General features: G+C 65.2%; 22 protein-coding genes and 1 pseudogene. 14 read left to right on the top strand and 9 right to left on the bottom strand.

Features of this window, described 5'->3' with window-relative positions; all coding sequences use genetic code 11:
• Positions 1–25 precede the first annotated feature (25 nt).
• On the bottom strand, positions 26–1,120 hold the full coding sequence (locus tag AC2VOK_RS10795; protein WP_428900461.1) for an amidohydrolase family protein: 1,095 nt from the start codon (positions 1,118–1,120) through the stop codon (positions 26–28).
• A gap of 332 nt (positions 1,121–1,452) precedes the next feature.
• Between AC2VOK_RS10795 and AC2VOK_RS10790 the strand changes: the two genes are divergently transcribed.
• Together AC2VOK_RS10790 and AC2VOK_RS10785 are read left to right on the top strand one after the other, a co-directional pair.
• Positions 1,453–2,451, top strand: coding sequence for an acyl-CoA dehydrogenase family protein (locus AC2VOK_RS10790; RefSeq protein ID WP_428900460.1), 999 nt, complete (start codon positions 1,453–1,455; stop codon positions 2,449–2,451).
• Complete coding sequence (locus AC2VOK_RS10785) at positions 2,435–3,634, top strand: acyl-CoA dehydrogenase family protein (protein ID WP_428900459.1); 1,200 nt, start codon at positions 2,435–2,437, stop codon at positions 3,632–3,634. The genes AC2VOK_RS10790 and AC2VOK_RS10785 overlap by 17 nt, the downstream gene beginning before the upstream one ends.
• Here AC2VOK_RS10785 and AC2VOK_RS10780 read toward each other — a convergent pair.
• The 3 genes from AC2VOK_RS10780 to AC2VOK_RS10770 form a co-directional block, all read right to left on the bottom strand.
• A complete protein-coding gene (locus AC2VOK_RS10780) occupies positions 3,621–4,988 on the bottom strand; it encodes a cytochrome P450 (RefSeq protein ID WP_428900458.1) in 1,368 nt (455 codons plus the stop codon). The two genes, AC2VOK_RS10785 and AC2VOK_RS10780, sit on opposite strands and share 14 nt — an antisense overlap.
• Positions 4,985–5,203 carry a ferredoxin gene (locus tag AC2VOK_RS10775; RefSeq protein ID WP_428900457.1) on the bottom strand — a complete coding sequence of 73 codons (219 nt, stop codon included), beginning with the start codon at positions 5,201–5,203 and terminating at the stop codon, positions 4,985–4,987. The genes AC2VOK_RS10780 and AC2VOK_RS10775 overlap by 4 nt, the downstream gene beginning before the upstream one ends.
• A gap of 168 nt (positions 5,204–5,371) precedes the next feature.
• Entirely contained in the window at positions 5,372–6,073 is a 702-nt protein-coding gene (locus AC2VOK_RS10770; protein WP_428900456.1) for an SDR family NAD(P)-dependent oxidoreductase, read from the bottom strand.
• A 292-nt stretch (positions 6,074–6,365) separates the two neighbouring features.
• Here AC2VOK_RS10770 and AC2VOK_RS10765 point away from each other — a divergent pair, with 292 nt between their 5' ends.
• The 10 genes from AC2VOK_RS10765 (at position 6,366) to AC2VOK_RS10720 (ending at position 17,741) form a co-directional block, all read left to right on the top strand.
• Entirely contained in the window at positions 6,366–6,593 is a 228-nt protein-coding gene (locus tag AC2VOK_RS10765) for a hypothetical protein (RefSeq protein ID WP_428900501.1), read from the top strand.
• On the top strand, positions 6,590–7,795 hold the full coding sequence (locus tag AC2VOK_RS10760) for a CaiB/BaiF CoA transferase family protein (protein ID WP_428900455.1): 1,206 nt from the start codon (positions 6,590–6,592) through the stop codon (positions 7,793–7,795). The genes AC2VOK_RS10765 and AC2VOK_RS10760 overlap by 4 nt, the downstream gene beginning before the upstream one ends.
• Positions 7,796–8,122: 327 nt before the next feature.
• A complete protein-coding gene (locus tag AC2VOK_RS10755; RefSeq protein ID WP_428900454.1) occupies positions 8,123–8,932 on the top strand; it encodes an MlaE family ABC transporter permease in 810 nt (269 codons plus the stop codon).
• A 25-nt stretch (positions 8,933–8,957) separates the two neighbouring features.
• Positions 8,958–9,806 carry an MlaE family ABC transporter permease gene (locus AC2VOK_RS10750; protein ID WP_428900453.1) on the top strand — a complete coding sequence of 283 codons (849 nt, stop codon included), beginning with the start codon at positions 8,958–8,960 and terminating at the stop codon, positions 9,804–9,806.
• Positions 9,807–9,826: 20 nt separating this feature from the next.
• Complete coding sequence (locus AC2VOK_RS10745) at positions 9,827–11,104, top strand: MCE family protein (RefSeq protein ID WP_428900452.1); 1,278 nt, start codon at positions 9,827–9,829, stop codon at positions 11,102–11,104.
• Positions 11,101–12,144: an MCE family protein gene (locus tag AC2VOK_RS10740; protein WP_428900451.1), complete on the top strand. Its 1,044-nt coding sequence runs from the start codon at positions 11,101–11,103 to the stop codon at positions 12,142–12,144. Before AC2VOK_RS10745 ends, AC2VOK_RS10740 begins: the two co-directional genes overlap by 4 nt.
• Complete coding sequence (locus tag AC2VOK_RS10735) at positions 12,137–13,219, top strand: MCE family protein (RefSeq protein ID WP_428900450.1); 1,083 nt, start codon at positions 12,137–12,139, stop codon at positions 13,217–13,219. The genes AC2VOK_RS10740 and AC2VOK_RS10735 overlap by 8 nt, the downstream gene beginning before the upstream one ends.
• Positions 13,216–14,640 (top strand): MCE family protein, encoded by a 1,425-nt coding sequence (locus AC2VOK_RS10730; RefSeq protein WP_428900449.1) that lies wholly within the window; start codon positions 13,216–13,218, stop codon positions 14,638–14,640. The genes AC2VOK_RS10735 and AC2VOK_RS10730 overlap by 4 nt, the downstream gene beginning before the upstream one ends.
• Positions 14,637–15,983 carry an MCE family protein gene (locus AC2VOK_RS10725; protein WP_428900448.1) on the top strand — a complete coding sequence of 449 codons (1,347 nt, stop codon included), beginning with the start codon at positions 14,637–14,639 and terminating at the stop codon, positions 15,981–15,983. Before AC2VOK_RS10730 ends, AC2VOK_RS10725 begins: the two co-directional genes overlap by 4 nt.
• Positions 15,984–17,741, top strand: a complete 1,758-nt coding sequence (locus tag AC2VOK_RS10720; RefSeq protein ID WP_428900447.1) for an MCE family protein — start codon at positions 15,984–15,986, stop codon at positions 17,739–17,741.
• A gap of 91 nt (positions 17,742–17,832) precedes the next feature.
• Here the strand turns inward: AC2VOK_RS10720 and AC2VOK_RS10715 are convergent, their stop codons facing one another.
• From AC2VOK_RS10715 to AC2VOK_RS10705, 3 genes are all read right to left on the bottom strand, one after another.
• Positions 17,833–18,339 (bottom strand): Rv2253/PknI dimerization domain-containing protein, encoded by a 507-nt coding sequence (locus tag AC2VOK_RS10715; protein ID WP_486944287.1) that lies wholly within the window; start codon positions 18,337–18,339, stop codon positions 17,833–17,835.
• 102 nt (positions 18,340–18,441) lie between these two features.
• Positions 18,442–19,026, bottom strand: a complete 585-nt coding sequence (locus tag AC2VOK_RS10710) for a twin-arginine translocation pathway signal (protein WP_428900445.1) — start codon at positions 19,024–19,026, stop codon at positions 18,442–18,444.
• Positions 19,023–19,787, bottom strand: coding sequence for a hypothetical protein (locus AC2VOK_RS10705; protein WP_428900444.1), 765 nt, complete (start codon positions 19,785–19,787; stop codon positions 19,023–19,025). Before AC2VOK_RS10705 ends, AC2VOK_RS10710 begins: the two co-directional genes overlap by 4 nt.
• A gap of 160 nt (positions 19,788–19,947) precedes the next feature.
• Here AC2VOK_RS10705 and AC2VOK_RS10700 point away from each other — a divergent pair, with 160 nt between their 5' ends.
• Positions 19,948–20,343: a hypothetical protein gene (locus AC2VOK_RS10700; protein ID WP_428900443.1), complete on the top strand. Its 396-nt coding sequence runs from the start codon at positions 19,948–19,950 to the stop codon at positions 20,341–20,343.
• 20 nt (positions 20,344–20,363) lie between these two features.
• On the opposite strand, the gene AC2VOK_RS10695 is transcribed toward AC2VOK_RS10700, so the two are convergent.
• Together AC2VOK_RS10695 and AC2VOK_RS10690 are read right to left on the bottom strand one after the other, a co-directional pair.
• Positions 20,364–20,672 (bottom strand): Mtp family mycobacterial-type pilin, encoded by a 309-nt coding sequence (locus tag AC2VOK_RS10695; protein WP_428900442.1) that lies wholly within the window; start codon positions 20,670–20,672, stop codon positions 20,364–20,366.
• 39 nt (positions 20,673–20,711) lie between these two features.
• Positions 20,712–21,314, bottom strand: coding sequence for a TetR/AcrR family transcriptional regulator (locus AC2VOK_RS10690; RefSeq protein WP_428900441.1), 603 nt, complete (start codon positions 21,312–21,314; stop codon positions 20,712–20,714).
• A 100-nt stretch (positions 21,315–21,414) separates the two neighbouring features.
• Between AC2VOK_RS10690 and AC2VOK_RS10685 the strand changes: the two are divergent.
• Positions 21,415–21,827: pseudogene (locus AC2VOK_RS10685) on the top strand (hypothetical protein); the annotation flags it as partial.

The raw sequence follows: 21,827 nt of genomic DNA, 5'->3' as shown, positions 1-21,827 counted from the left end.
ACTCCTCCGTCTTCCTTGTCTTCCTCTACTGTGCGCCCGATCCGACGGCGATGTCTATCCCGTACAAGCCGGCCGCGTTGCGCCAGCACAGCTTCTCGCGTTGCTCGGCCGACAGAGCCGCGGGCAGCTTCGTGGCGTCGGCGCACTGCCAGTGCGGATAGCTCGAGCCGAACATCACCATGTCGTCCTTGCCGGTGAAGCCGAACCATTCGCCGGCGAACGCGGCGTCCCGGGGAGGGCCGTCGAGGCTGCCGTGCACGAAATACACGTGATCGGCCAGGTAGTCGCTGGGAATTCGCGGCGCCCAGGGCGTCTGCTCCAGGTGGGGCCGGCCGAAGCAGTCCATCCGCCAGATGAACGGCGTCAGGAAGTCCGCGGCGCCGTCGGCCCAGACGAACTTGAGGCCGGCGAAGCGCTCGAAAACCCCTTCGGCGATCATGTTCATCTGGTGGTAGAGGTAGTTCAACGCCATGAAGCCGACGTACTGCTCGTAGGTTCGGGTGTTCCCGGACGGCGTGGGTGGCGACGCGACGCCCGAGCCGACCTCGATGTGTACCGCAACAGGGAGATTCGCGTCGACGGCGGCCTCCCACAGCGGCCAGAACTGCGGCTTGCCGTAGAGTTCGCGCGACTGCAGCGGAACGCCGATCTGGACGACGCGCGGGTGATCCCGCCACTTCTCGATCTCCCGCAACGCACCGGCGATGTCGTCGGGGTTGACCCGGATGGTTCCCCGGAACCGGTCGCCGGACTTCTCGGAATCCAGCCAGCGCGACACCATCATCTCGTTGTGCGCGGCGTGCAGCGCGCTGCCCAGGTGCCGGTCGGGCATGATGCCGCGCCCCATCGGGTGCAGTATTGCCACATCGACGCCGCGCTTCGAAAAAAGCTCGTGGGCAACCACTTCGGGATCCGAACCTGGATACTGACCGTCCGGGCCCTCGGCGTTCGGAGCGTACTCGCCCCCCGGCGCCCCGTACCAGTCCATCTCGTAGTCGGGAAAACCGCGGCTCTTGAACGGCTCGCGCAGCACGGCGCGCAAGTCCTTGTTGGACGGGAAGAAGATGTGCACGCTGGCGTCGATCAGCGGCGTGTGGGTTCCGTCAGGGTGTTCGATCACGAAAGCCATCCTCTGGCTTCGGTAGCCACAGCGAGGCGGGCTCGCCCATATGATAGAGAAGCTAACATTCTCGGCGGGCTTCGATCAAGCCGTTTCCGGTAAGCGTTTCGGTTAGACATCCGGCCTGGTAGTTGTCGATTGTGGCGTCACATCGGTAAGTGTCATTCTTCAGTGTTGACAATAGCATTCTCAGTGCATCCCGGCGGCGTTCCGTCCCGCCGATGCCCCCGCGCCGGCCTTGGTCGATGGTCGATGGCCGTTTGAAGAGATCATTACTTTCGCCGGTGAGAATGGTATTCTCGCCAAGGCGGTGACGACAGGAGGCGGCCGGGATGCTGTTGGAATTCGATGCCGATCAACGGCTGTGGCAGGCCACGGTGCGCGACGCGCTCAGCAAGCAGTGTCCACCCTCGCTGGTGCGCAGCGTCGCCGAAGACGGCGTTGACCCGAGCCCACTGTGGAAGTCCTACGTGGACCAGGGCTGGACCGAACTGGGCGAGCCGGGAAGCATGGTCGAGCTGGCCATCGTGCTCGAGCAGTTGGGGCACGCGACCGACCCCACCCCGTTCCTGGCGACGATGAGCCAGTTCGCTCCGTTGGCGGCGGAGCGCTTCGACCCGCACGAGTCCGGCACGGTCGTACACGCCGGGGTGACCGCGCACCGCGATGCCGACGGCTGGGTGTTGGACGGAACTGCTCGCCACGTCCTCGACGGGGATCGCGTCGATCGGCTTGCGGTGGTCACCGAAGCCGGGGTGTTCCTCGCCGAGCCGGGCGCGGTGTCGGCCCGCCGTTCCGCAATGTTCGACCCGGTGCTACACGTCGCCGACCTGTCGTTCTGCGGAGTGCGGGTGCCCGACGATGCGAGGCTCACCGTCGACGCCGAACGTGCACACCACGTGGCGCTGGCCGGCATGGCGGTCACGATGGTGGGGGCGTGCCAGCGCATCCTCGATCTGGTCCTCGACCACGTCCGCAACCGGCACCAGTTCGGTGTTCCGATCGGTTCCTTCCAAGCCGTGCAGCACAAGGCGGCCGACATGCACGTCGCGGTGCAACGGGCCCGTGCGCTGGCGTACTTCGCGGCGTTGACGATTGCGGCCGACGACCCACGGCGTCGGCTGGCGGCCGCGATGGCCAAGGCATCGGCGGGGGAGTGTCAGGCGCTGGTATTCCGGCACGGCTTGCAGCTTTTCGGCGCCATGGGGTTCACCTGGGAGAACGACCTGCAGTTCGCGCTGAAGCGGGCGAAAGCGGGGGAGTTGATGCTCGGCGGAGCCGCGGAACATCGAGCGCGAATCGCGGAGGAGTACCGTGCAACTGACTTTTGATCCCGACGTCGAGGCGTTCCGCACGGACCTCGCTGCTTTCCTCGATGAAAACCTCCCTCCCGCAAGCGAAACGCTCGATCGTCCGCGGTCGGTCTCTCACATGCCGGGATGGGCGCGCCGTTGGCAGCGGCTGCTGTTCGACAACGGCTGGCTGCTGCCCGGCCAGCCCCCGGAGTTCGGCGGCCGCAACGCAACGGTGGTCCAGCAGTTCGTTTACCTGGACGAACTCAGCCGCCGGCGGATTTATCACAGTTTCAACCCGCAGGGTGTGAACATCGTTGCGGTATCGCTGTTGTCGTTCGGCAGCGACGAGCAGAAGCGCCGCTGGGCGGTGCCGATCCTGCGCGCCGAGATCACCGCGTCGCTGGGCATGAGCGAGCCGAACGCCGGCTCCGACCTGGCTTCGCTGCGGACCCGGGCGGTGCTCTGCTCAGATTCGCAAGGCGACCACTTCGTGGTCAACGGCCAGAAGGTGTGGACCTCGGGGGCCCACGACGCCGACGTGTTGCTGACCTTCGTGCGGACCAACCCCGATGCGCCCAAACACGAGGGCATCAGTGCACTGATGATCCCGACCGACACCCCGGGCGTTCAGTGCCGGCCGTTTCCGTCCATCTGCTCCGCAGGCGACCCGGACTTCAACGAGGTGTTCTTCGCCGACGCGCGGGTGCCGGCCGAGAACCTGGTCGGTGCGCTGAACGAGGGCTGGCGGGTGGCCAACGGATCGCTCGGCCACGAGCGCACGATGATGTGGCTGGGCTTCGCCGACCGCCTCGACAACATGATCGCCGACTTCCGTCCGTCCACCGCGGTGGAGCGCGACCAGTACGCCACCGCGATCATGGACAAGCAGGCCCTGCGTCTGTTGGGCTCGGCGGCGCTGGCCGGCGCGGCCCGCGGCGAGGACGACACCTCGGCGATCTCGGTGCTCAAGCTGCTCGGGTCCGAGGCCGAGTTGCGTGCGATGGATCTCGCCTTGACGTCCGCCGGGCCCGACGGGCTGGTCCACCCGGGGCAGAGCGGGCCGTATGCGCACATGAACCTCGACCATTATTTCGCCAGCTGGTTCGAGCGCTTCGCCCGCAGCTTCTCCGGGACGATCGCCGGGGGCACCTCGGAGATCCAGCGCAACATCATCGCGCAGCGGGTGCTCGGCCTACCGCGCGGGGTCACCCGTCGATGACGGCGGCTTCCTTGCGTTCGGTGATCGGGCGGGCGAGTTCCTGCCCGTCGCAGACGCGTTGCAGCTTGTCCAGGGTTTCGTCCAGGCCGGCTCCGACCCGGGGGCCTGGCGTGAAGGTGGCCGGCAGCTTGCGCATGCCCTGAATGACGCCGATGGTCTCGTAGTGGATGGTGCCCTCGGGGTCGCAGCGGTAGTCGGGCATCCGGTCGAGAACCGCCGCGAGCATGGATTTGAAGACCGTGCGGGCTACGTTGGATCCGGCGCAGCGGTGCACGCCGAGGCCGAAACTGAAATGCCGGTTACCCTTACGGTCGAGGACGATCTCGTCCGGGTCGTGGAACACCGACGGGTCGCGGTTGGCCATGGCCCACGAAATCCACAGCCGCTCACCCTCTTTGAACAGGGTGCCGTCGAGTTCGACGTCGTCGGAGAACGTCCTGCCGTCGCCGGGCGCCGGGGTGAAGAAGCGCAGGAACTCCTCGGTGGCCGGGTCGAGCAGGGTTTCGCGTTCCCGGCTGAGTAACTCGCGCTCGGCGGGATGCTCGGAAAGCCATTCCAGCGCATGGGCGGTCAAGGCCGTCGTGGTGTCGAAGCCGCCGCCGATGATCAATCCGAGATTGCCGAGGATCTCCAGTTCGGGAGCTGGTTCGTCGTCGATCCGCATCTTGAGGAGTGCATTGACCAGGCCGGGCCGCGGATTGTTGCGGATCTCGATCATGTTGTTGACCAGGTCGATCCCCATCTGCCGGTGCATCTCGGTGACCCGCTGGATGTCGGGGGAGTGCTCGGGGGTGTACACCGCGGCATGGGTGGGCTCGCTGTACATCTTCCAGTTCTTCAGCGGGATACCCATCATCGCCAGCGTCAGCACGGCGGGAACGACGTTGGCCAGATCGTCGACGAAGTCGATGCTGCCCCCCTCGATCTTCTCGTCGAGGCAGGCGCGTGTCACGTCGTCGACGAAGGGCTCCCAGCGCTTGACCGCGGCCGGTGACAGGTAGGGGTTGAGCACGCTGCGGTAGGTATGGTGCTCAGGGTTGTCCATCTCCAGGATGCCGCCCCGCACCTGGTTGACACGGCTGGCGGTGGGAATTGAAATGCCCTTGTAGCCGCGGCGTTCGTTGTGAATGTCGTGGTCGTTGGACACCGCGGGGCAGCGGGCGAGCTCGAACACCTCGTGGCTGCCCGCCGCGACCCAGTGCCCACCGTAGGTGTCGCTCCACGCCATCGGGCACTTGGCGTGCATCTCCCTGGCGATGTGCTCGAACTTCGAGCGGTACTCCGGGGAATGCCGCTCGAAGTCGTAGCGGTGCTTTTTACGGTCGCCGTGGCTCACGGCGTCGTCGACACTCAAAGCACTGTCTCCCTTGAGGTGTCGTCCGTGATGATGATGGCCTGCTCTGGACAAGATTGCGCGGCTTCGCGCACCCTGGCCTGCCGCTCGACCGGCACCAGTTCGTCGATGGGCGACGAACTGCCGTCGATGTCGCTGAGCGCGAACGAATCCGGCGCGATCATCGAGCACAGGGTGTGGCCCTGGCAGCGCTGCGGATCAACCCAGACCTTCAACGGTGTCTCCTCACAAGTCGTGGCGGTCAGTCGTGCGGCTCGGTGTCAGCGCGGGTCGGGCGTTCCAGATGCCTGCAGCGGTGGCTCGCCCTTCATGTCGGCGCCTTCCTCGGCCAGGCGCACCGCACCGTCTCCCACCGCTTCTCCCTCCAGTTGCTTGCCGGGTGCTCAGGTATTGCGACCGCCGTTGACGCCGAGGATCTGGCCGGTGATGTAGCCGGCCTCCTCGGACACCAGGAAGGCGCACGCGGCCGCGATGTCCTCCGGCTTGCCCATCCGGCGCACCGGGGTGCGCGCGATGTTTTGCTCGATGTCGCCGAGGAACCCGTTTTTTTCGGCACTGCGCAGCATCGGGGTGTCGATGAACCCCGGCGGGACGGCGTTGACCGTGATGCCGGTGGGCCCGTACTCGAGTGCCAGCGACTTGGTCAGCCCGTTGACCGCGGACTTGGCCGCCACGTAGTGGCTCATATAGGGAACCCCGGAATGCGTGCTCGACGAGGAGATGTTGACGATCCGTCCCCACCCGGCCTCGACCATGTCGGGCAGCACCGCCTGGATCATGTGGAAGACGCCGTTGAGGTTGACGTCGATGACGCGCTGCCATTCCTCGAACGCGAGGTTGTTGAAACGCTTGAAGCCGTCCAGGCCCGCGGCGTTGACCAGTACCGTCACCGGACCCATCTGGGCGCGGATCGTCGACAGGGCGGCGTCCACCTGCGAGCGGTCGGTGACGTCGGCGGTGAAGGCGAAATCGGCGTCGGACGGATTCAGGTCGATCGTGGCGACGTCGAGACCGTCGGCGCGCAGGCGGTTCGCCACGGCCAGACCGATGCCGGATCCGCCGCCGGTCACCACGGCGGTCGTCATGTGCCCATCGCCGGACGAGTCCCCGCCGCCAACATGCCCATCTCAGTCACAAAGAATCTCCCTTGCAATTACGAGAACCGTACTCTCGAACCGGATTGGCATGCAAGGTCGTCGCGAAATAGCGCTCAGCCAGCGCCGGAGGGCCTGTTGACCGGCCGCGGGAGCGTGTGCGCCGCTGGTCAGCGGGCTGATCTCGACCACGAGACTTTCTTGAATTTTCGAGATACGAATGTAAGATTCGCCCGGTAAGAGAACGAAGTTTTCGTGACGGTCACCACAATCGGGGGTACGAATGCCGGCGCAGGACACCGTCCAGGCAGTCGCAGGTGCCGCGCCCGAGTCGTGCGGCGACAGCCGGCTCCTGATCGGCGGTCGTCTGGTCACCGAGGACCCCGGCGAGCGGGAGTCGCGGGGCTTTTTCACGCAGTCGGGCGTGGGCCGCGAGATGGGTGTGGCCGGGCTCGAGGAGTTCCTGGAACCGAAGACGTTCGCCGTCCCGGTCATGGGGGGTGACGCGTGAGGCCGCTGGAGGACATCCGCGTCCTGGAGGTCGCCATGTACGGGTTCGTCCCGTCGGCCGGCGCGGTGCTGGCCGAATGGGGCGCCGACGTGATCAAGGTCGAGCACGCGGTGACCGGTGACCCGCAGCGCGGCCTGCGCCAGACCGGCATGCTGCGCGTCGAAGGCGACCCGAACCCCAACATCGAGCACGCCAACCGGCTCAAGCGCAGCATCGGGCTGGACATGTCGGTGCCCGAGGGTAGGGACGTGCTGCACGAGCTGGCCCGCCGCTCGGATGTGTTCCTCACCAGCTTCCTGCCGGGACACCGCACGAAGTTCGGCATCGACGTCGAGGACATCCGCGCGGTCAACCCCGACATCATCTATGCGCGCGGCAGCGCGCTGGGCCCCCGCGGTGCGGAGTCCGAGAAGGGCGGTTATGACATGACCGCCTTCTGGTGCCGGGCCGGAACCGCCGCCACCATCACGCCGCCCGGAATGCCGGGCATGATCGGGCCGCCCGGGCCCGCCTACGGCGACACGATCTCGGGTACCAACCTCGCCGGCGGCATCGCGGCGGCGCTGCTCAAGCGGGAGCGCACCGGCGAGCCCTCGGTCGTGGACGTATCGCTGCTGGGCAGCGGCCTGTGGTCGATGGGGCACACGGTCGCGCTGACCAATCACCTGGGTCAGCGGCTGGAGGCGCCGCCGCCCGGTGTGCACGGCTCGCCGGTCAACCCCCTGGTGGGGGTGTACGCGACATCCGACGGCCGCTATATCTCCTTGGTGATGATGCAGCCCACCAAGTTCTGGGCCGACGTGTGCCGGCACGTCGACCTGCCGGAGTTGGCCGACGACCCGCGCTTTGCCACGGCGGAAAAGATCGCCGCCAACACCGCGGACGCGGTGCAGATCTTGACCAAAGCCATCGCGACCCGCACGCTGGCCGAGTGGAGCCAACGCTTTGCCACGCTCGCCGGTCCGTGGGCCCCGGTGCAGGACACTCTTCAGGCCGCCGATGACGTCCAGATCCGGTCCAACGAGTACATGGTCCGCGCGGGCGAACTCGAACTCGTCGCCAACCCGGTCCAATTCGACGTCACCGCGCCACAGTCCGGGCCGGCGCCCGGATTCGCCGAACACACCGACGAGATCCTGCTGCAAATCGGACTCGATTGGGACCGCATCATCGAGCTCAAGACGGCCGGTGCCGTCACGTGAGCACTACCGAGACTGGAGTCGCCAGGCCTGTCCGAGTCGACCTTGTGCGCCGCCCGATAACGGTTATGCTGTTTTCGCTCCGCCTGGTCGCGGAATGAGTAATAATCGCCCGACGCTTCACGACGAGGGGCCTCGTTCGGCATCCTCGTTGTGCAAGCGCCGGCTCACGCGACAGAACGGAGGACCGGCGTGAGGTCGGTCGACTCGGAGCCGTGACCGCCGGCCGGGTCCGGTGGCCCCGGATCGGTTTGGCGGACGGCGTTGTTCGTTACGGTGCGACATCTCCACAGTCGGTGCGGGCCGCAACTCCGAAAGCGGGTGCTAGCGATGGCGAGTAGAGGCGCAGAGCGCTGGACTGCCGGCATCTCGCTGGGGCGCGGCTCCAAGCCCATGCAGGCAGTCGGCGGCTTGTTCGCCATGTCGGCCGATGCGGTGAAATTTTTGTTTCGCCGGCCGTTCCAGTGGCGCGAGTTCTTAGAGCAGTCGTGGTTTGTGGCGCGCGTCGCGATCGTGCCGACCTTGTTGGTGGCCATTCCGTTCACCGTCCTGGTCAGCTTTACGCTCAACGTCTTGTTGCGGGAACTGGGTGCCGCCGACCTGTCCGGTGCGGGTGCCGCGTTCGGTGCGGTCACCCAGGTCGGCCCACTGGTGACGGTGCTGATCGTGGCGGGCTCCGGCGCGACGGCGATGTGCGCGGACCTGGGGTCGCGAACGATCCGTGAAGAGATCGACGCGATGGAGGTACTGGGTATCAACCCGATCCAGCGCTTGGTGACACCACGCATGCTGGCCGCGGGCTTGGTGGCACTACTGCTGAACAGCCTGGTCGTCATCATCGGCATCGTGGGCGGATACGTCTTTTCGGTGTTCGTCCAAGACGTGAATCCCGGGGCGTTCGCGGCGGGAATCACACTGCTGACCGGCGTGCCCGAGGTGGTCATTTCATGCATCAAGGCGGCGCTTTTCGGCCTGATCGCCGGATTGGTCGCGTGCTATCGCGGGCTGACGGTGTCGGGTGGCGGTGCCAAGGCGGTGGGCAACGCCGTCAACGAAACGGTGGTTTTTGCGTTCATGTCGTTGCTCGTCGTCAATGTGGTCGTCACGGCCATCGGTATCCGATTTTCTTCCAAGCAGTAGCTCGAAGGAGGTGTAAGGACACGTTGTGACGCAACTGAGAGCCGTCTACCCGCGTTTGTCGCGACAACTTCACAAGCCGGCCGGCACCCTGGGCCGAATCGGCGATCACACGCTGTTCTACGGCCGGGCGATTGCCGGCGTACCCTTCGCGATGACCCACTACCGCCGCGAAATCATTCGCCTGATTGCTGAAATCAGCATGGGTGCCGGTACTTTGGCGATGATCGGCGGGACGCTGGCGATCGTCGGTTTCATGACGCTGGCCGCCGGCGGCACGCTGGCGGTGCAGGGCTACAGCTCGCTGGGCAACATCGGTATCGAGGCGCTCACCGGATTCCTGGCGGCCTTCATCAACGTGCGCATCGCCGCACCGATCGTCGCGGGAATCGGTTTGGCGGCCACCTTCGGCGCCGGGGTGACCGCGCAGCTGGGCGCGATGCGGATCAACGAAGAAATCGACGCGCTGGAATCGATGGCGATTCGGCCGGTTTCGTATCTGGTCAGCACCCGGCTCGTGGCCGGGATGCTGGCGATCACGCCGCTCTACAGCATCGCGGTGGTGTTGTCGTTTATGGCCAGTCAGTTCATCACGACGGTGCTGTTCGGTCAGTCCAGCGGGTTGTATAACCACTACTTCACCACGTTCTTGAATCCCATCGACTTGTTCTGGTCGTTTTTGGAGGCCGTGGCGATGGCGTTGACAATTTTGTTGATCCATACGTTCTACGGCTATTTCGCCTCCGGCGGGCCGGCCGGCGTGGGGGTGGCCACCGGTAACGCGGTGCGCACCTCGCTGATCGTGGTGGTGTCGGTGATCCTGCTGGTTTCGCTGTCCATCTACGGCTCCAACGGCAACTTCAACCTGTCTGGCTAGGGAAAGGCGGTGAAAGGAAAGTGACGCGCAACTTCGGGCCCGGTCCCATCGACCGCTCTGAAGCAGACAGCTCCGCTGGACCCGTCGCGGCATCGCCCGGCCGCAATTTTGGCGCGCAGTCCTATGCGCGGCCCCTCGCCGGGTTGGGGACGATCGTTGCGGTGGGCATCATCGTCGCAATCGCGTTGGGCCTGTTTCAGGGCAGTTTCACCAAGACCGTGCCGGTGACCGTGGTGTCGCCGCGCGCCGGCTTGGTGATGAACCCGGAAGCGAAGGTGAAGATGCGCGGCGTCGAGGTCGGCAAGGTCGGCTCGATTGACGTGCGGCCCAACGGTCAAGCCGTTCTGAACCTCGAGATGCAGCCGTCGCAAATGCATCTCATTCCTGCCAATGTGCTCGTCGACATCGCATCGACATCGGTCTTCGGTGCCAAATTCGTGGACCTGGTACCGCCCGCCGACCCCGCACCGCAGCACCTCCAGCCTGGTGCCGTCCTGCAGAACAAGGACGTCACCGTCGAAATCAACACCGTATTCCAGCAATTGACGTCGGTGCTGTCGTCGATCGATCCTGCCAAGCTCAACGAAACCCTGGGCGCGATCGCCTCGGCGGTGAACGGTCGGGGTCATAAGATCGGCCAGACGTTTTCCGACCTCGACGCCTTTCTGGCCAAGCAGGATGCGAGTCTTCCCGCGCTCAGCCACGACCTCGAGGCACTGCCCGTCGTGAGCAACGCGTATGCCGACGCGGCGCCGCACCTTTTGGCCACCATCGACAACACGGTGAAGATCAGCAAGTCGATCGTCGACGAGCAACAGAATCTCGACGCGTTCCTGCTCAGTTCAATCGGGTTGGCCGACACGGGCAATGACGTGCTCGGTGCCAACCGGCAGCCGCTGACCGACGTCCTTCATCTACTGGTGCCCACCACGAACCTGCTGAACGAATACCACCAGGCCCTGTGGTGTGCTACCAAGGGTTCACTGGAGAACCTCCATGCGCCAAACAACCCGGAGCCGATGATCTACGCGCAGGTCTTTCTTGGTTTTGGCGCCGAACGTTTCCGCTACCCGAGCAACTTGCCCAAGGTGGCCGCGACCGGCGGGCCGCGGTGCGAGAATCTTCCGGTGGTGCCCTACAACAAATCGCCGGAATTCGTGATCGCCGACGTCGGCGCGAATCCTCAGGAGTACGGCAACCAGCAGTTGCTGTTGAACTCCGACGCGCTCAAGCAGTTGCTGTACGGCCCGATCGACGGGCCGCCGCGCAACTCGTTCCAGGTTGGGCAGCCCGGATGACGGGCTCGCGCGGGATGATCATCAAGTTCGGGGCGTTCGCGCTCGTCATGACGCTGTTGACGGTGTCGTTGTTCTTCATCTTCGGGCAGTACACGACCGGCTCGACGGCAAGGTATTCGGCTCTCTTCAACGATGTTTCGCGGTTGAAGCCCGGACAGACGGTCCGGGTCGCCGGCGTCCGGGTGGGCACGATCGGCAGCGTCTCGTTGCTCCCGGACAAAAAGGTGCTGGTGAAATTCGACGCCGACCGCAGCGTCGTGCTCACCAACGGCACGAGGGCCATGATCCGCTATCTCAACCTCGTCGGTGACCGTTACCTCGAACTCGTCGAAGGTCCCGGGTCCACCAGGGTGTTGCCGCCCGGGTCGGAGATCCCGATCGATCGGACCGCGCCGGCGCTCGACCTCGATCTGCTGCTCGGCGGGCTCAAACCCGTTACGCAGGGCCTGAATCCGCAAGATGTCAACCAACTCAGCGCTGCGCTGATTCAGGTTTTTCAGGGCGAGGGCACAACGCTGAATTCGCTGTTCGCGAAGACGACATCTTTTTCCAACACGCTGGCCGACAACAGCCAAACGGTGCAGCAGCTCATCGACAATCTCAACACCGTGGTGGCCACCGTCAACAAGGACGGCGGTAAATTCTCCGGCGCCATCGACAGGCTCGAAAAGCTGATCAGCGGACTGTCCAATGACCGTGACACCATCGGCACCGCCATCACCGCCCTGGACAATGGAACCGCCTCGATCGCGGAGCTGCTCAGCCGCGCCCGGAAGCCATTGGGCGACACCGTGGACCAGATGAATCGGTTGGCGCCGCTGCTGGACAGCGACGACAAGAACGTCATCGACATCTCGTTGCAGAAGTTGCCGCACAACATCAGGAAAATGAGGAGGCAGGGCGCCGACGGTGCCTGGTTGACCTATTACCTGTGCGGGCTGGAGCTGTGGGTGTCCGATTTACAGTACCGGACGGTGAAGGTGGGCATAGGACACCAGACCACCGGCAGGTGCGCGGAGCCCAAGGATCCCAATGAATAAGTATCGAGGCGGCCAGCTCATCAAGCCGGGCTTTATCGGCGTCGTCTTGATCATTCTGATCATCGCCGTCGGGCTGAACCCAGACCAACTCCTGCAACGGGCCACCACGGTCCGCTACCAGGCGCTGTTCGCCGACGCCGGCGGTCTGGCGACCGGCAACGAGGTCACGGTCTCGGGAATCAAAGTCGGGACCGTGTCCGAGATGTCCCTGGACCACGGCGACGTTCTGGTGACGTTCACCGTCAAGGGGAACGTTTTGCTGGGGTCCGCCAGCACGGCGCACATCAGGACGGGTTCGCTGCTGGGTCAGCGAATACTCACCCTGGAATCGGCCGGCAGCAGCACCTTACGTCCGATGACCGTCATCCCGGTGTCGCGCACCTCCTCGCCCTATTCGTTGTCCGAGGCGGTGCAGAACCTCACCAGCGACGTCGAAGGCACCGACACCGGTGTGCTCAACCAGTCTCTCGATACACTCTCGGCGACGCTGAACGAGATTGCTCCGCAACTGGGTCCCACATTCGACGGGGTGTCCCGGCTCTCCCAAACCCTCAATGCGCGCAACAGGACTCTGGGTGAGCTGCTCAAGGGCGCCGGCGATCTCACCGGCATCCTGTCGCAACGCAGTCAGCAACTCAACACGCTGATCCTGAACGCCAACGACCTGGTGTCGATGCTGGTGGTGCGCCGCCAGGCGATCGTGCGGCTGCTGGAGAGCACGTCGGCGGTGGCCACGCAGCTGACCGGCTTGGTGCACGACAACGAATCCAAACTGGCGCCGTCGCTGGAGAAGCTGAACCATGTGACAGCGATATTGCAAAAGAACAAGGACAACATCGCCAAAAGCCTTCCCGGCCTGGCGCAGCTCGCGGTCCAAGGGGGCGAAACGGTGTCGAACGGGTTCTACTACAACTCGTTCATCCCCAACGAGTTCTTCATGCCCTTCTTCCAATGGTTGTTCGACTACAGCTTCGGCTTCCGCGCCTACGGACAGCCCGGCTCACCGCCGGACAACGCCGGGCCGCGGGCATTCTTCCCGTTCCCGTTCAACTTCATGCCGGGGGGGTCGCAATGACGGGGCTTGGGGAGATACCGCGCGGCACGCTGAAGGTCGGGCTGGCGATCACGTTGGCCGGGCTGGTTGTCGTCGGCACGGCGGTCGCCATCCGCAACACGTTCTTTCGCGCGACGACGATCACCGCCTACTTCCCGACCGCCACCGCGATCTATCCCGGTGACGACGTGCGGGTGTCGGGTATGAAGGTCGGCACCATCGAGTCGATCCAGCCGCAGGGCACCCGGGCAAAGTTGGTGATGCACGTCGACCACGGCGTGTCCATTCCCGCGGACGCGAAGGCGGTGATCGTCGCCCAGAATCTGGTGGCCGCACGTTACGTCCAGCTCACCCCGGCCTACCGGTCGAGCGGTCCGACCATGCGCGACGGTGCCGTGATACCGATCGACCGGACGGCGATACCTGTCGAATGGGACCAGGTCAAGATCCAGTTGATGCGTCTGGCAACCGAATTGGGTCCCAATAGCAAGGTGTCCACACCGTCGGTGGCACGTTTCATCGACAGTGCCGCAGACGCGCTGGGCGGGGACAACGGCGAGAAGCTCAGGCAGACGCTGGCGCAGCTTTCGGGCGTGGCGCGGGTCTTCGCCAACGGCAGCGGCAACCTCGTCGACATCATCAGGAACCTGCAGACGTTCGTCTCGGCCCTGCGGGACAGCAATACCCAGATCGTGCAGTTCGACAACCGGTTGGCCACCCTCACCAGCGTGCTTGACGACAACAAGTCGGATCTGGATGCGGCGTTGACGGATTTGTCGGGTGCGGTCGGTGAGGTGCAGCGGTTCGTCGCGGGCAGTCGGGACGCGACCTCTGAGCAACTGACGCGGTTGGCCGACGTGACCCAGGTTCTCGTCGACCACAAGATGGCGCTGAAAAACCTTCTGCACGTTGCCCCGAACGGGCTTGCCAACTTCTACAACTCCTACGACCCGGATGTCGGGAACATTCGCGGCGGGGTCGACTTCCAGCAGTTGACCAATCCGACGTTCGCCTTCTGCTCGCAACTCGGGGCCCTGGAGAACGCCACCGCGAACGAGACCGGGAAATTGTGCGGCTTGTATCTGAGCCCGGCCTTGAAGGTGTTCAACCCGTTGATGTACTTCAACTTCAACTATGTCCCGATTCCGATCAACCCCATCCTGGCCCCGGTGTTCGACTCGAAAAACGTCATCTACACCGAGGACCGGCTGAAGCCGGGCGGGGAAGGCCCGAAGCCGACCGCGCCCGAGCTGCCACCCGCGGTGTCCGCGTATACCGGGCTGCCCGGTGATCCGGTGGGGCCGCCGGGGTCCGTGCCGATGGCACGGATTCCGGGAGCGGCCATGCCGGAGCCTCCTCCGCCGACGATCCCGGTCGAGCCGCCGCCGGCTCCCGCGACCGTGCCCGACATGCTGCTGCCAGGTCAAGGTCAGCAACCATGAGCGCGCGCATAGCCATCCGGCGGATGTTCGGCATCGGCTGCTGCGTCATGCTGACCGTGACCGGATGCTCATTCAACGGCCTGAACTCACTGCCGCTGCCCGGCGCCGTCGGGCGCGGGCCGGGTGCCAGCACCTATCACGTCGAGATCGCCGATGTCGGTACGATGGAAGCGAATTCGCCGGTGATGGTCGACGACGTCATCGTCGGCAGCATCAGCAAGATGACGGTGCGGGGCTGGCACGCCAATCTGGACGTCTCGGTCAATCCCGGCGTTTCGATACCGGCGAACGCGGTGGCCCGCATCGGCCAGACCAGCCTGCTGGGGTCCATGCATCTCGAGCTGAATCCCCCCTTGGGCCAGCCGGCGACCGGGCGACTGCGGCCGGGCGCCACCATTCCGCTGAGCCGGTCGGCGACCTTCCCGTCGACCGAGCAGACCCTGTCGTCGCTGTCGGTGGTCCTCAACGCCGGCGGGCTGGGCCAATTCGGCGACATCATCCACAACTTCAACGGGGCCCTGTCCGGGCACGCGGGCGAGGTCCGCGATCTGCTGAGCCGCCTCGACAAGTTCATCGGCACGCTCGATCAACAGCGCGACAACCTGGTGGCGTCGATCCAGGCATTGAACCGGTTGGGCTCCACCTTCGCCGCGCAGCGCGACGTGGTAACCCAGGCGCTGTACAAGATCCCACCCGCACTGGACGTGCTCACCAAGGAGCGGCCGCGCATCACCGAAGCACTGAACAAGCTCGGGACGTTCGGCAACACAACCGCCAAGCTCGTCAACGACGCCGGAGACGACTTGGTCAAGAACCTGCAAAACCTGGCGCCGGCGCTGGGCGCGCTCGCCGATGTCGGCCCGGAACTCGACAAGGCGCTGGCGTACGCCCCCACATTCCCGCTGACCCAGGGCTTCATCGACCGGTTCGTCCGCGGCGACTACGTCAACGGATACTTCGTCATCGACCTGACGAACGCCGGGCTGCGCAAGAGCATCCTGCTCGGCACCCACTGGGGACGGCTGGGCGCACAGACAGTGCCGATACCCGGGGACCCGTCGTACCTGCAATTCAGGTACGGCGCCCCGCCCGGGGCGCCCGGGGCACTCGCCGGTCCCGGCCCGGTCGGGCAACCGATGCCAGGGCCCAACCCGCCACCCTTCCAACCGGGAGTGCCACCGCCGAACGCGGGGCCGCAGTATGGACCCCTGTCCGGGCCGGCTCCGCTGAGCCCGCAGTCGGCGGATGCACCGCCGCTGCCCGGGCCGCCGCCACCGGGCGCGACCGCCCAGCCGAACGATCTGCTGCCGCCCGCGGCCACACCGGTGCAGGGGAGTCAATAGATGCTGACCCGCTTTGTGCGTGTCCAGCTGGCGATCTTCACGATCGTGGGGATCGTCGGTCTGGTCGTCATGGTGGTCTGGTACATGCAGGTGCCTACGCTGCTGGGCATCGGCAAGATGACCGTCACGCTGGAGCTGCCGGCCACCGGCGGCCTGTACCGGTTCTCCAACGTGACCTACCGCGGCGTGCAGATCGGCAGGGTGACCGCGGTAGGGCTGACGCCCACGGGCGTGCAAGCCACACTCTCCCTTGATACCTCGCCCAAGATCCCAGCGGATCTGAAGGCCGAAGTGCTCAGTATCTCCGCGGTGGGTGAGTACTACGTGGACCTGCGGCCACGAACCGACTCGGCGCCATTCCTGCGTGACGGCTCGGTCATCGCCAAGGACCAGACGACGCTTCCGCAGCCGATCGGTCCCGTGCTGGATCAGTCGAATGCCTTACTCAAGAGCATTCCCAAGGGCAAGCTCAGCACGTTGCTCGACGAGACGTACCAGGGATTCAACGGCGCCGGCTACGACTTCCAGTCGTTGTTCGACTCTTCGGCACAACTCTCCCATGATCTCAACGGCGTCTCCGACCGCGCGCAGACCTTGACCGAAGACACCGGCCCGTTCCTCGACGCACAGGCGCAGACGGCCGACTCGATCCGAACCTGGGCACGCAGCCTTGCCGGATTCACCGGGGAAGTGGCCAAAGACGATCCGCAGTTCCGCACGCTGCTGCGGAAGGGGCCCGGGGCGTTCGACGAGGCATCGCAACTGCTCGAGCAGATCAAGCCGACGCTGCCGGTACTGCTCGCCAACCTCACCACGATTGGTCAGATCGGCGTGGCCTACCACGCCTCGATCGAGCAGATGCTGGTGTTGCTGCCGCCGTTCACCGCGGCGGTTCAGTCATTCCTTCCCACCAAGACGGTGCAGGGATTACCCACGGGCGCCTTCAATCTCATCGTCAGTGACCCGCCGCCGTGCACCGTAGGTTTCCTGCCGCCGAGTCAATGGCGCTCCCCGGCCGATACCCGCACCATAGACACGCCGGACGGGCTGTACTGCAAACTGCCGCAGGACTCGCCCATCGGGGTGCGTGGTGCGCGCAACTACCCGTGTATGGAGCGGCCCGGAAAGCGTGCGCCCACAGTCGAAATCTGCGAGAGCGACAAGCCATTCGAACCGCTGGCGATGAGGCAGCACACGTTCGGTACCTACCCGCTGGATCCCAATCTCATCGCGCAGGGCATCCCGCCGGACGACCGCGTCAACTGGAACAGGGAAAGAATCTTCGGTCCTGTTGAGGGCACGCCGATGCCCCCCGGAGCGGTTCCCCGGGGACCCGGAACGCCTGCACCGGCGGCACCACCACCACCGGGGCCGCCGGCCCCGGCGGCAACGATGGGCGAGGTTTCCCCGATTGCGCCGATTGATGTTCCGTCATCCCCGGCCGATTTGCCGCGGAGTGCACCACCGTCCCCGATGGCGGTGTTGCCCATCGCACCAGCCCCGGGGGTGCCGCCCCCGGGGGTGCCGGACGATGCGCCACCGCCCGCAGCGGCCCCAGCGGCGGGCGGGCCGTCGGGACCCTCGGCTGCGCCGAGTGCTTTCCGGCGTTACGCGTCTGCGCCCGGTCCGTCGGTGGCCATCGCCCAGTACGACCCGCACACCGGTGTCTACGTCGCCCCCGACGGTCAGGCTTACCGTCAGTCGGATCTGGTGACGAAGAAGGGTCCCAAAACGTGGAAGGACCTGTTCGCCACGTAGCGTCCCGTGGCCCGGCTTGACTCACACATTCGGTCGAGCATTGACTCGAACACTCAAAAGGCAGGCGCGCCTCAAGGTTTGGCGCCCCGGGTCATCCGATCTTGTCGAGCCTCAAGGGCTGGGCGACATCCAGCGGAAGATTGTTGCCGCAGACGCCGGACGGACCGACCGTACGCTCGCTTCCGGCAAAAACCGGCGACCCGAGCACGTTCTCCCCGGTTACCGGGTCGGCGGGATAGAACATGATGTAGTCCGTCCCGGGGTGTGAGGTGCCGTCGGGACAGGTTTCCCAGTCCGGAATGTCGCGTTTGACGTACCAGTTGAGGCCGTCGAACATGGTCAGCGGTGCGCTCCAGCCTTGGTCGCTGACCACCTGGCCGGTGCATTCGTAGGCGTTGGAGCACGAGGAGGTGATCTTCCAGGTGCTTCGCACCGTCGCCTCTTGGTGGTACACCTGCCGCGACCTCGCCCATTGTCCGACCACCGTGGCGGTATACGTGCCGTTGATGGCCGCGTTGTAGGCCCGCGCCAACGGGGCCGTGCCCACGCCGCCGGCCAGACCGGCGACCGCCAATGCTGCGCTAAGCGTCACGCTCATGGAACGCATCACGTGCTCCTCGACGCGTTAAATGCCGCCATTTTCAAGCGAACTCGAATTCACAGACTAACACCGGTGCCGCACATGACGGAATGGTTTTGATCATGACCTACCCGAGCTCACGGCCTCGAAGTTTTCAATAAGCCATGAATCTTTGACCCTGTTCAGCACCACCTTGAGGCTGCTCGACGTGAGGACCGGATCAGGTTTGTCCTTACTCGACGTCTTCAGTGTCACGAATGCGAGGACGACAGCCGAATTCGGGTGCATTTCCGATACGGCGGCTTTGACCACGGTAGCGGTCGTGGTGACCTGGCCACGCATGGCCGCCAGCCCCACCACCTTTTCGGCGAACTGCTGGTAGTAGGTCAGGTAGCTGTCGGTGACCCGCGATTTGGCATCGTTGAAATCCCGGGTGAGGGTGTCGGGTGAGTAGGACAGCAGCGCGACCGCGCCTTCGCTTGCCGCCTTGACGACCTGGCGCGCTGCGGCATCGTCGGTTTGCAGATCAGGCCGGTACACGAAGTAGAAATAGCCCACAGCAAACCCGGTCGAGACAACGAGCACTATCGTCAGCACGATCGGACGCCACCGCGCCAGACCCCGGCGCAGGACCCGACCTACGCGTTGGACACGGTTCGAGGGGCGTGGCGCGAGGTCCTGGGCCACCTCGTCGTCGACCGTCACGGGACGAACTCGACTCTTGACATCTTGAGTTGCTCGCCGTCTCTGAGGAGGTCGACCACGATCCGTATCGCCTTCGATTCCGGCTTGGCACCGCCTGGCTTGCTGAGCTCGGAGGTGGCGGCGACCAAGACGATCGCGGAATTGTCGGTCATGGATTGCACCGCGACGGCTTGTACCGTGCCCTTGCTGCTGCCGTTCGACTGCTCGACCGCCTTGACGAATTCCTCGGCGGACAGCAAGACCCCGGCCTTGAACTGGCCGGTGGTCTCGTCGACGAAGCGTTGCACGTCGGCTCTGGCCGTGCCGGAGTTGATCGTCAGCATGGTCTGGATCGAGTTGCGGGCCGCCGCGGCGAACTCGGCGGTGCGCTGCCGTTTCTGCACCGCCTCGTGGTGATGCCACAGCAGATGGCCGCTTCCCGCCAACGACGCGCAGATGGATCCGAACGCGGCCAGGACGGCCAGTGCTTTGCGACCCGGGCGACGTAGCCTCCGCCGTCGGGCAGGCGGCGGCGCCCCCGCGTCCGCGGACGCCACGTTGCGGTCGGTGGCTTCGGCATCGGCCAGGCTGCCTTGACCATCCGATGACGCGTCGGCCAGGCGGCGCAGCCGCAGCGCGCGAGCGCGAGCGGCCTCCGCACGGGCTTCTGCCCGGGCGAGTTCGTCCACGTCTTTTACGGAAGTCGACGCTGGGACGATGCGGTCCTTCACCCCCCCGTCATCGGATTCGGGCTGGTCGGCCGGGAGCTTGCGCGGCGGCATGGATCACCTCCTCGTCCGCACCTTCGGAGAGCCACGTTATCACTGGCAGAGAGGGCGACGGCGCCGTCACCGGCGGCATTGCGCACGGGGCCGCTCTCGGGAAGGCAGAATTTCCTTCCCAATTTCGGCTCAGGCGTGGCAAAGTAGCTTGGTGCGCTTCATGGTGGCATCGGTCGCGGTATTGCTGGGCCTGAGTTTGTTCGGGGTTCCCCCGGCTGCCGCCGAGCCCAATAGTTGCGACTACCCGGACTGCACCCCGGGAATCATCCCGCATCGCGTGCTCGGTGCGCCGTGCGACAACAGCACCTATTACGTATTCGGGACCGCCGACTACTACGTCTCCTTCGCCACCCAGCCCGGCCGGCTGATGTTCTGCGGATCGCCGAGAAGGTATGAGCCCCGGTGGTTCCGGTCACCTCCGATGGTCGGGGTCAAGGACGAGGGCTCGTCGTGCACCGACTACCCGACGTATTACGTTGCGCAGGCGCCGGATGGGCTCTTCCTGGTCTGCAACGCGCACGACGGTGTCCAAAACTGGGAGCGCGGCGACACCTAGGCCGCGATTTGCCGCCCGATTCAGGGCCGAGTGTTCGGAATCTCCGGCCAGTCCTGGAAGGGGCTAGGCCCCCAATAATCGAAGGTATGGATCGTGCCGTCCAGGTCACGGTGGTGCGCGTCGTGGCAGGTGGTGGGCTCCCAGTTGGGCCCCCAGGCCGGATCAAACGGCTGGGGCGGACACCAGTAGTAGCCCACGAATGGCCAGGGGGGCCAGGAAGGCTCGGGGGGATTGTCGGCGTGAGCGCCGATCGCGGTGCCCACGCTCGCCAGTCCGAGCCCGGTGCCGACCATGATCGCTGCCGCAGCGAAGCGCGCGACTGTATTCATACGAGAACGGTACCTGAGCGAGCGTTCGTCGAATACTGCTCAGTTAGGGTATTTCTCATGCAGGCGCAGCAACCGCCGGCTCAGCTTGACAAGCCGGTCGAGCAGTGTGTCGTCGTCGATGTCGGCGACCAACGGATGCATGACGGCGGCGCTGATTGCTCCCGAGAACATGGCGGCCTCGATCCGGCCGTCCAGGCCCGCGTCACTCAGCAGCGCTCGGTAGAGCCGGTCCGTGAAACGTTGGAACGGTTCATGTTCGGCCAGCAGTCGAACCACGACCGGATCGAACTGCAGGGTCCGTACCAACCGGCGGTCGCGAACCGCCATTTCCACGACGCGGACTAACAGCGCATCGCGGGCTCCGGGGCCGTCGTCCTGCGACTCGGCCTCCTCCAGTGCCGGCAACAGCCGGCCGAGTTCGCGCCCGGTCACCGAGATGACGATCTGTTCCTTCGTCCGGAATTGGTGGTAGACGGCCGCTTTGGTGATTCCGACGGCATCCGCGATCATCTGCAGCGACGTACCGCTGACACCGTGTTGCGCGAACAGGTCCAGCGCGGCATCGAGCACACGCGTCCGGGCGGCGCTGTGCTGAACGACCCGCAATTGTCCGTCGCGCGTCGGCTCTCGTGCCGGCTTCACAGAGAGAGACTAGCCGAACGGCTATTGACGCCAATCTAGCCGATCGGCTAGCTTCGCGACCAGCGGGGCGCAGCCACGCCGTCTCAGCGGAGGAGTCACGATGTCCGACATTGGCGCTAGCGGCGCAGCAGTTCCGCGGGGTGCGGGCAGACGAACCGACGGTGAGCTGATCATGCTGTGGACGTTGCCCGCGGCGCTGATTCTTTGGATCGCCAGCTTCTTCCTATTTCCGGGTTTCAATCCGCCGATGTCACCCACGATGCCTGCGGAGCAGGTTGCCGCGTTCTATCGGGATCCGGCCCACCTTCCGGAGATCCGGTACAGCATGATCGTGTTCAACTGGTTCGGCGTGTGCCTCGTCCCGATTCTGGCTCTGATCGTCCTGCAGGTCCGCAGGATGGCGCATCGAACGCCGATCTTCTCCTACGCGCTGCTGGGTTGCGTGGCCGGCGGTCCGACTCTGTTTCTCGTCGCCGACACCTGTTGGCTGCTGGCCGCCTTCCGTCCGGAGCG

The organism is Mycobacterium sp. TH-M116, from assembly GCF_057473685.1.
Note: the sequence above shows the minus strand (reverse complement) of the source record. Positions and strands in the feature narration are given on the sequence as shown.

What these genes read in the sequence shown, in the direction of transcription:
- AC2VOK_RS10790 (WP_428900460.1), top strand. Translation starts at nt 1,453, where the DNA reads ATGCTGTTGGAATTCGATGCCGATCAACGGCTGTGGCAGGCCACGGTG.
- AC2VOK_RS10770 (WP_428900456.1), bottom strand. Translation starts at nt 6,073, where the DNA reads ATGACGACCGCCGTGGTGACCGGCGGCGGATCCGGCATCGGTCTGGCC.
- AC2VOK_RS10765 (WP_428900501.1), top strand. Translation starts at nt 6,366, where the DNA reads ATGCCGGCGCAGGACACCGTCCAGGCAGTCGCAGGTGCCGCGCCCGAG.
- AC2VOK_RS10755 (WP_428900454.1), top strand. Translation starts at nt 8,123, where the DNA reads ATGGCGAGTAGAGGCGCAGAGCGCTGGACTGCCGGCATCTCGCTGGGG.
- AC2VOK_RS10740 (WP_428900451.1), top strand. Translation starts at nt 11,101, where the DNA reads ATGACGGGCTCGCGCGGGATGATCATCAAGTTCGGGGCGTTCGCGCTC.
- AC2VOK_RS10735 (WP_428900450.1), top strand. Translation starts at nt 12,137, where the DNA reads ATGAATAAGTATCGAGGCGGCCAGCTCATCAAGCCGGGCTTTATCGGC.
- AC2VOK_RS10730 (WP_428900449.1), top strand. Translation starts at nt 13,216, where the DNA reads ATGACGGGGCTTGGGGAGATACCGCGCGGCACGCTGAAGGTCGGGCTG.
- AC2VOK_RS10725 (WP_428900448.1), top strand. Translation starts at nt 14,637, where the DNA reads ATGAGCGCGCGCATAGCCATCCGGCGGATGTTCGGCATCGGCTGCTGC.
- AC2VOK_RS10720 (WP_428900447.1), top strand. Translation starts at nt 15,984, where the DNA reads ATGCTGACCCGCTTTGTGCGTGTCCAGCTGGCGATCTTCACGATCGTG.
- AC2VOK_RS10715 (WP_486944287.1), bottom strand. Translation starts at nt 18,339, where the DNA reads ATGAGCGTGACGCTTAGCGCAGCATTGGCGGTCGCCGGTCTGGCCGGC.
- AC2VOK_RS10705 (WP_428900444.1), bottom strand. Translation starts at nt 19,787, where the DNA reads ATGCCGCCGCGCAAGCTCCCGGCCGACCAGCCCGAATCCGATGACGGG.
- AC2VOK_RS10700 (WP_428900443.1), top strand. Translation starts at nt 19,948, where the DNA reads ATGGTGGCATCGGTCGCGGTATTGCTGGGCCTGAGTTTGTTCGGGGTT.
- AC2VOK_RS10695 (WP_428900442.1), bottom strand. Translation starts at nt 20,672, where the DNA reads ATGAATACAGTCGCGCGCTTCGCTGCGGCAGCGATCATGGTCGGCACC.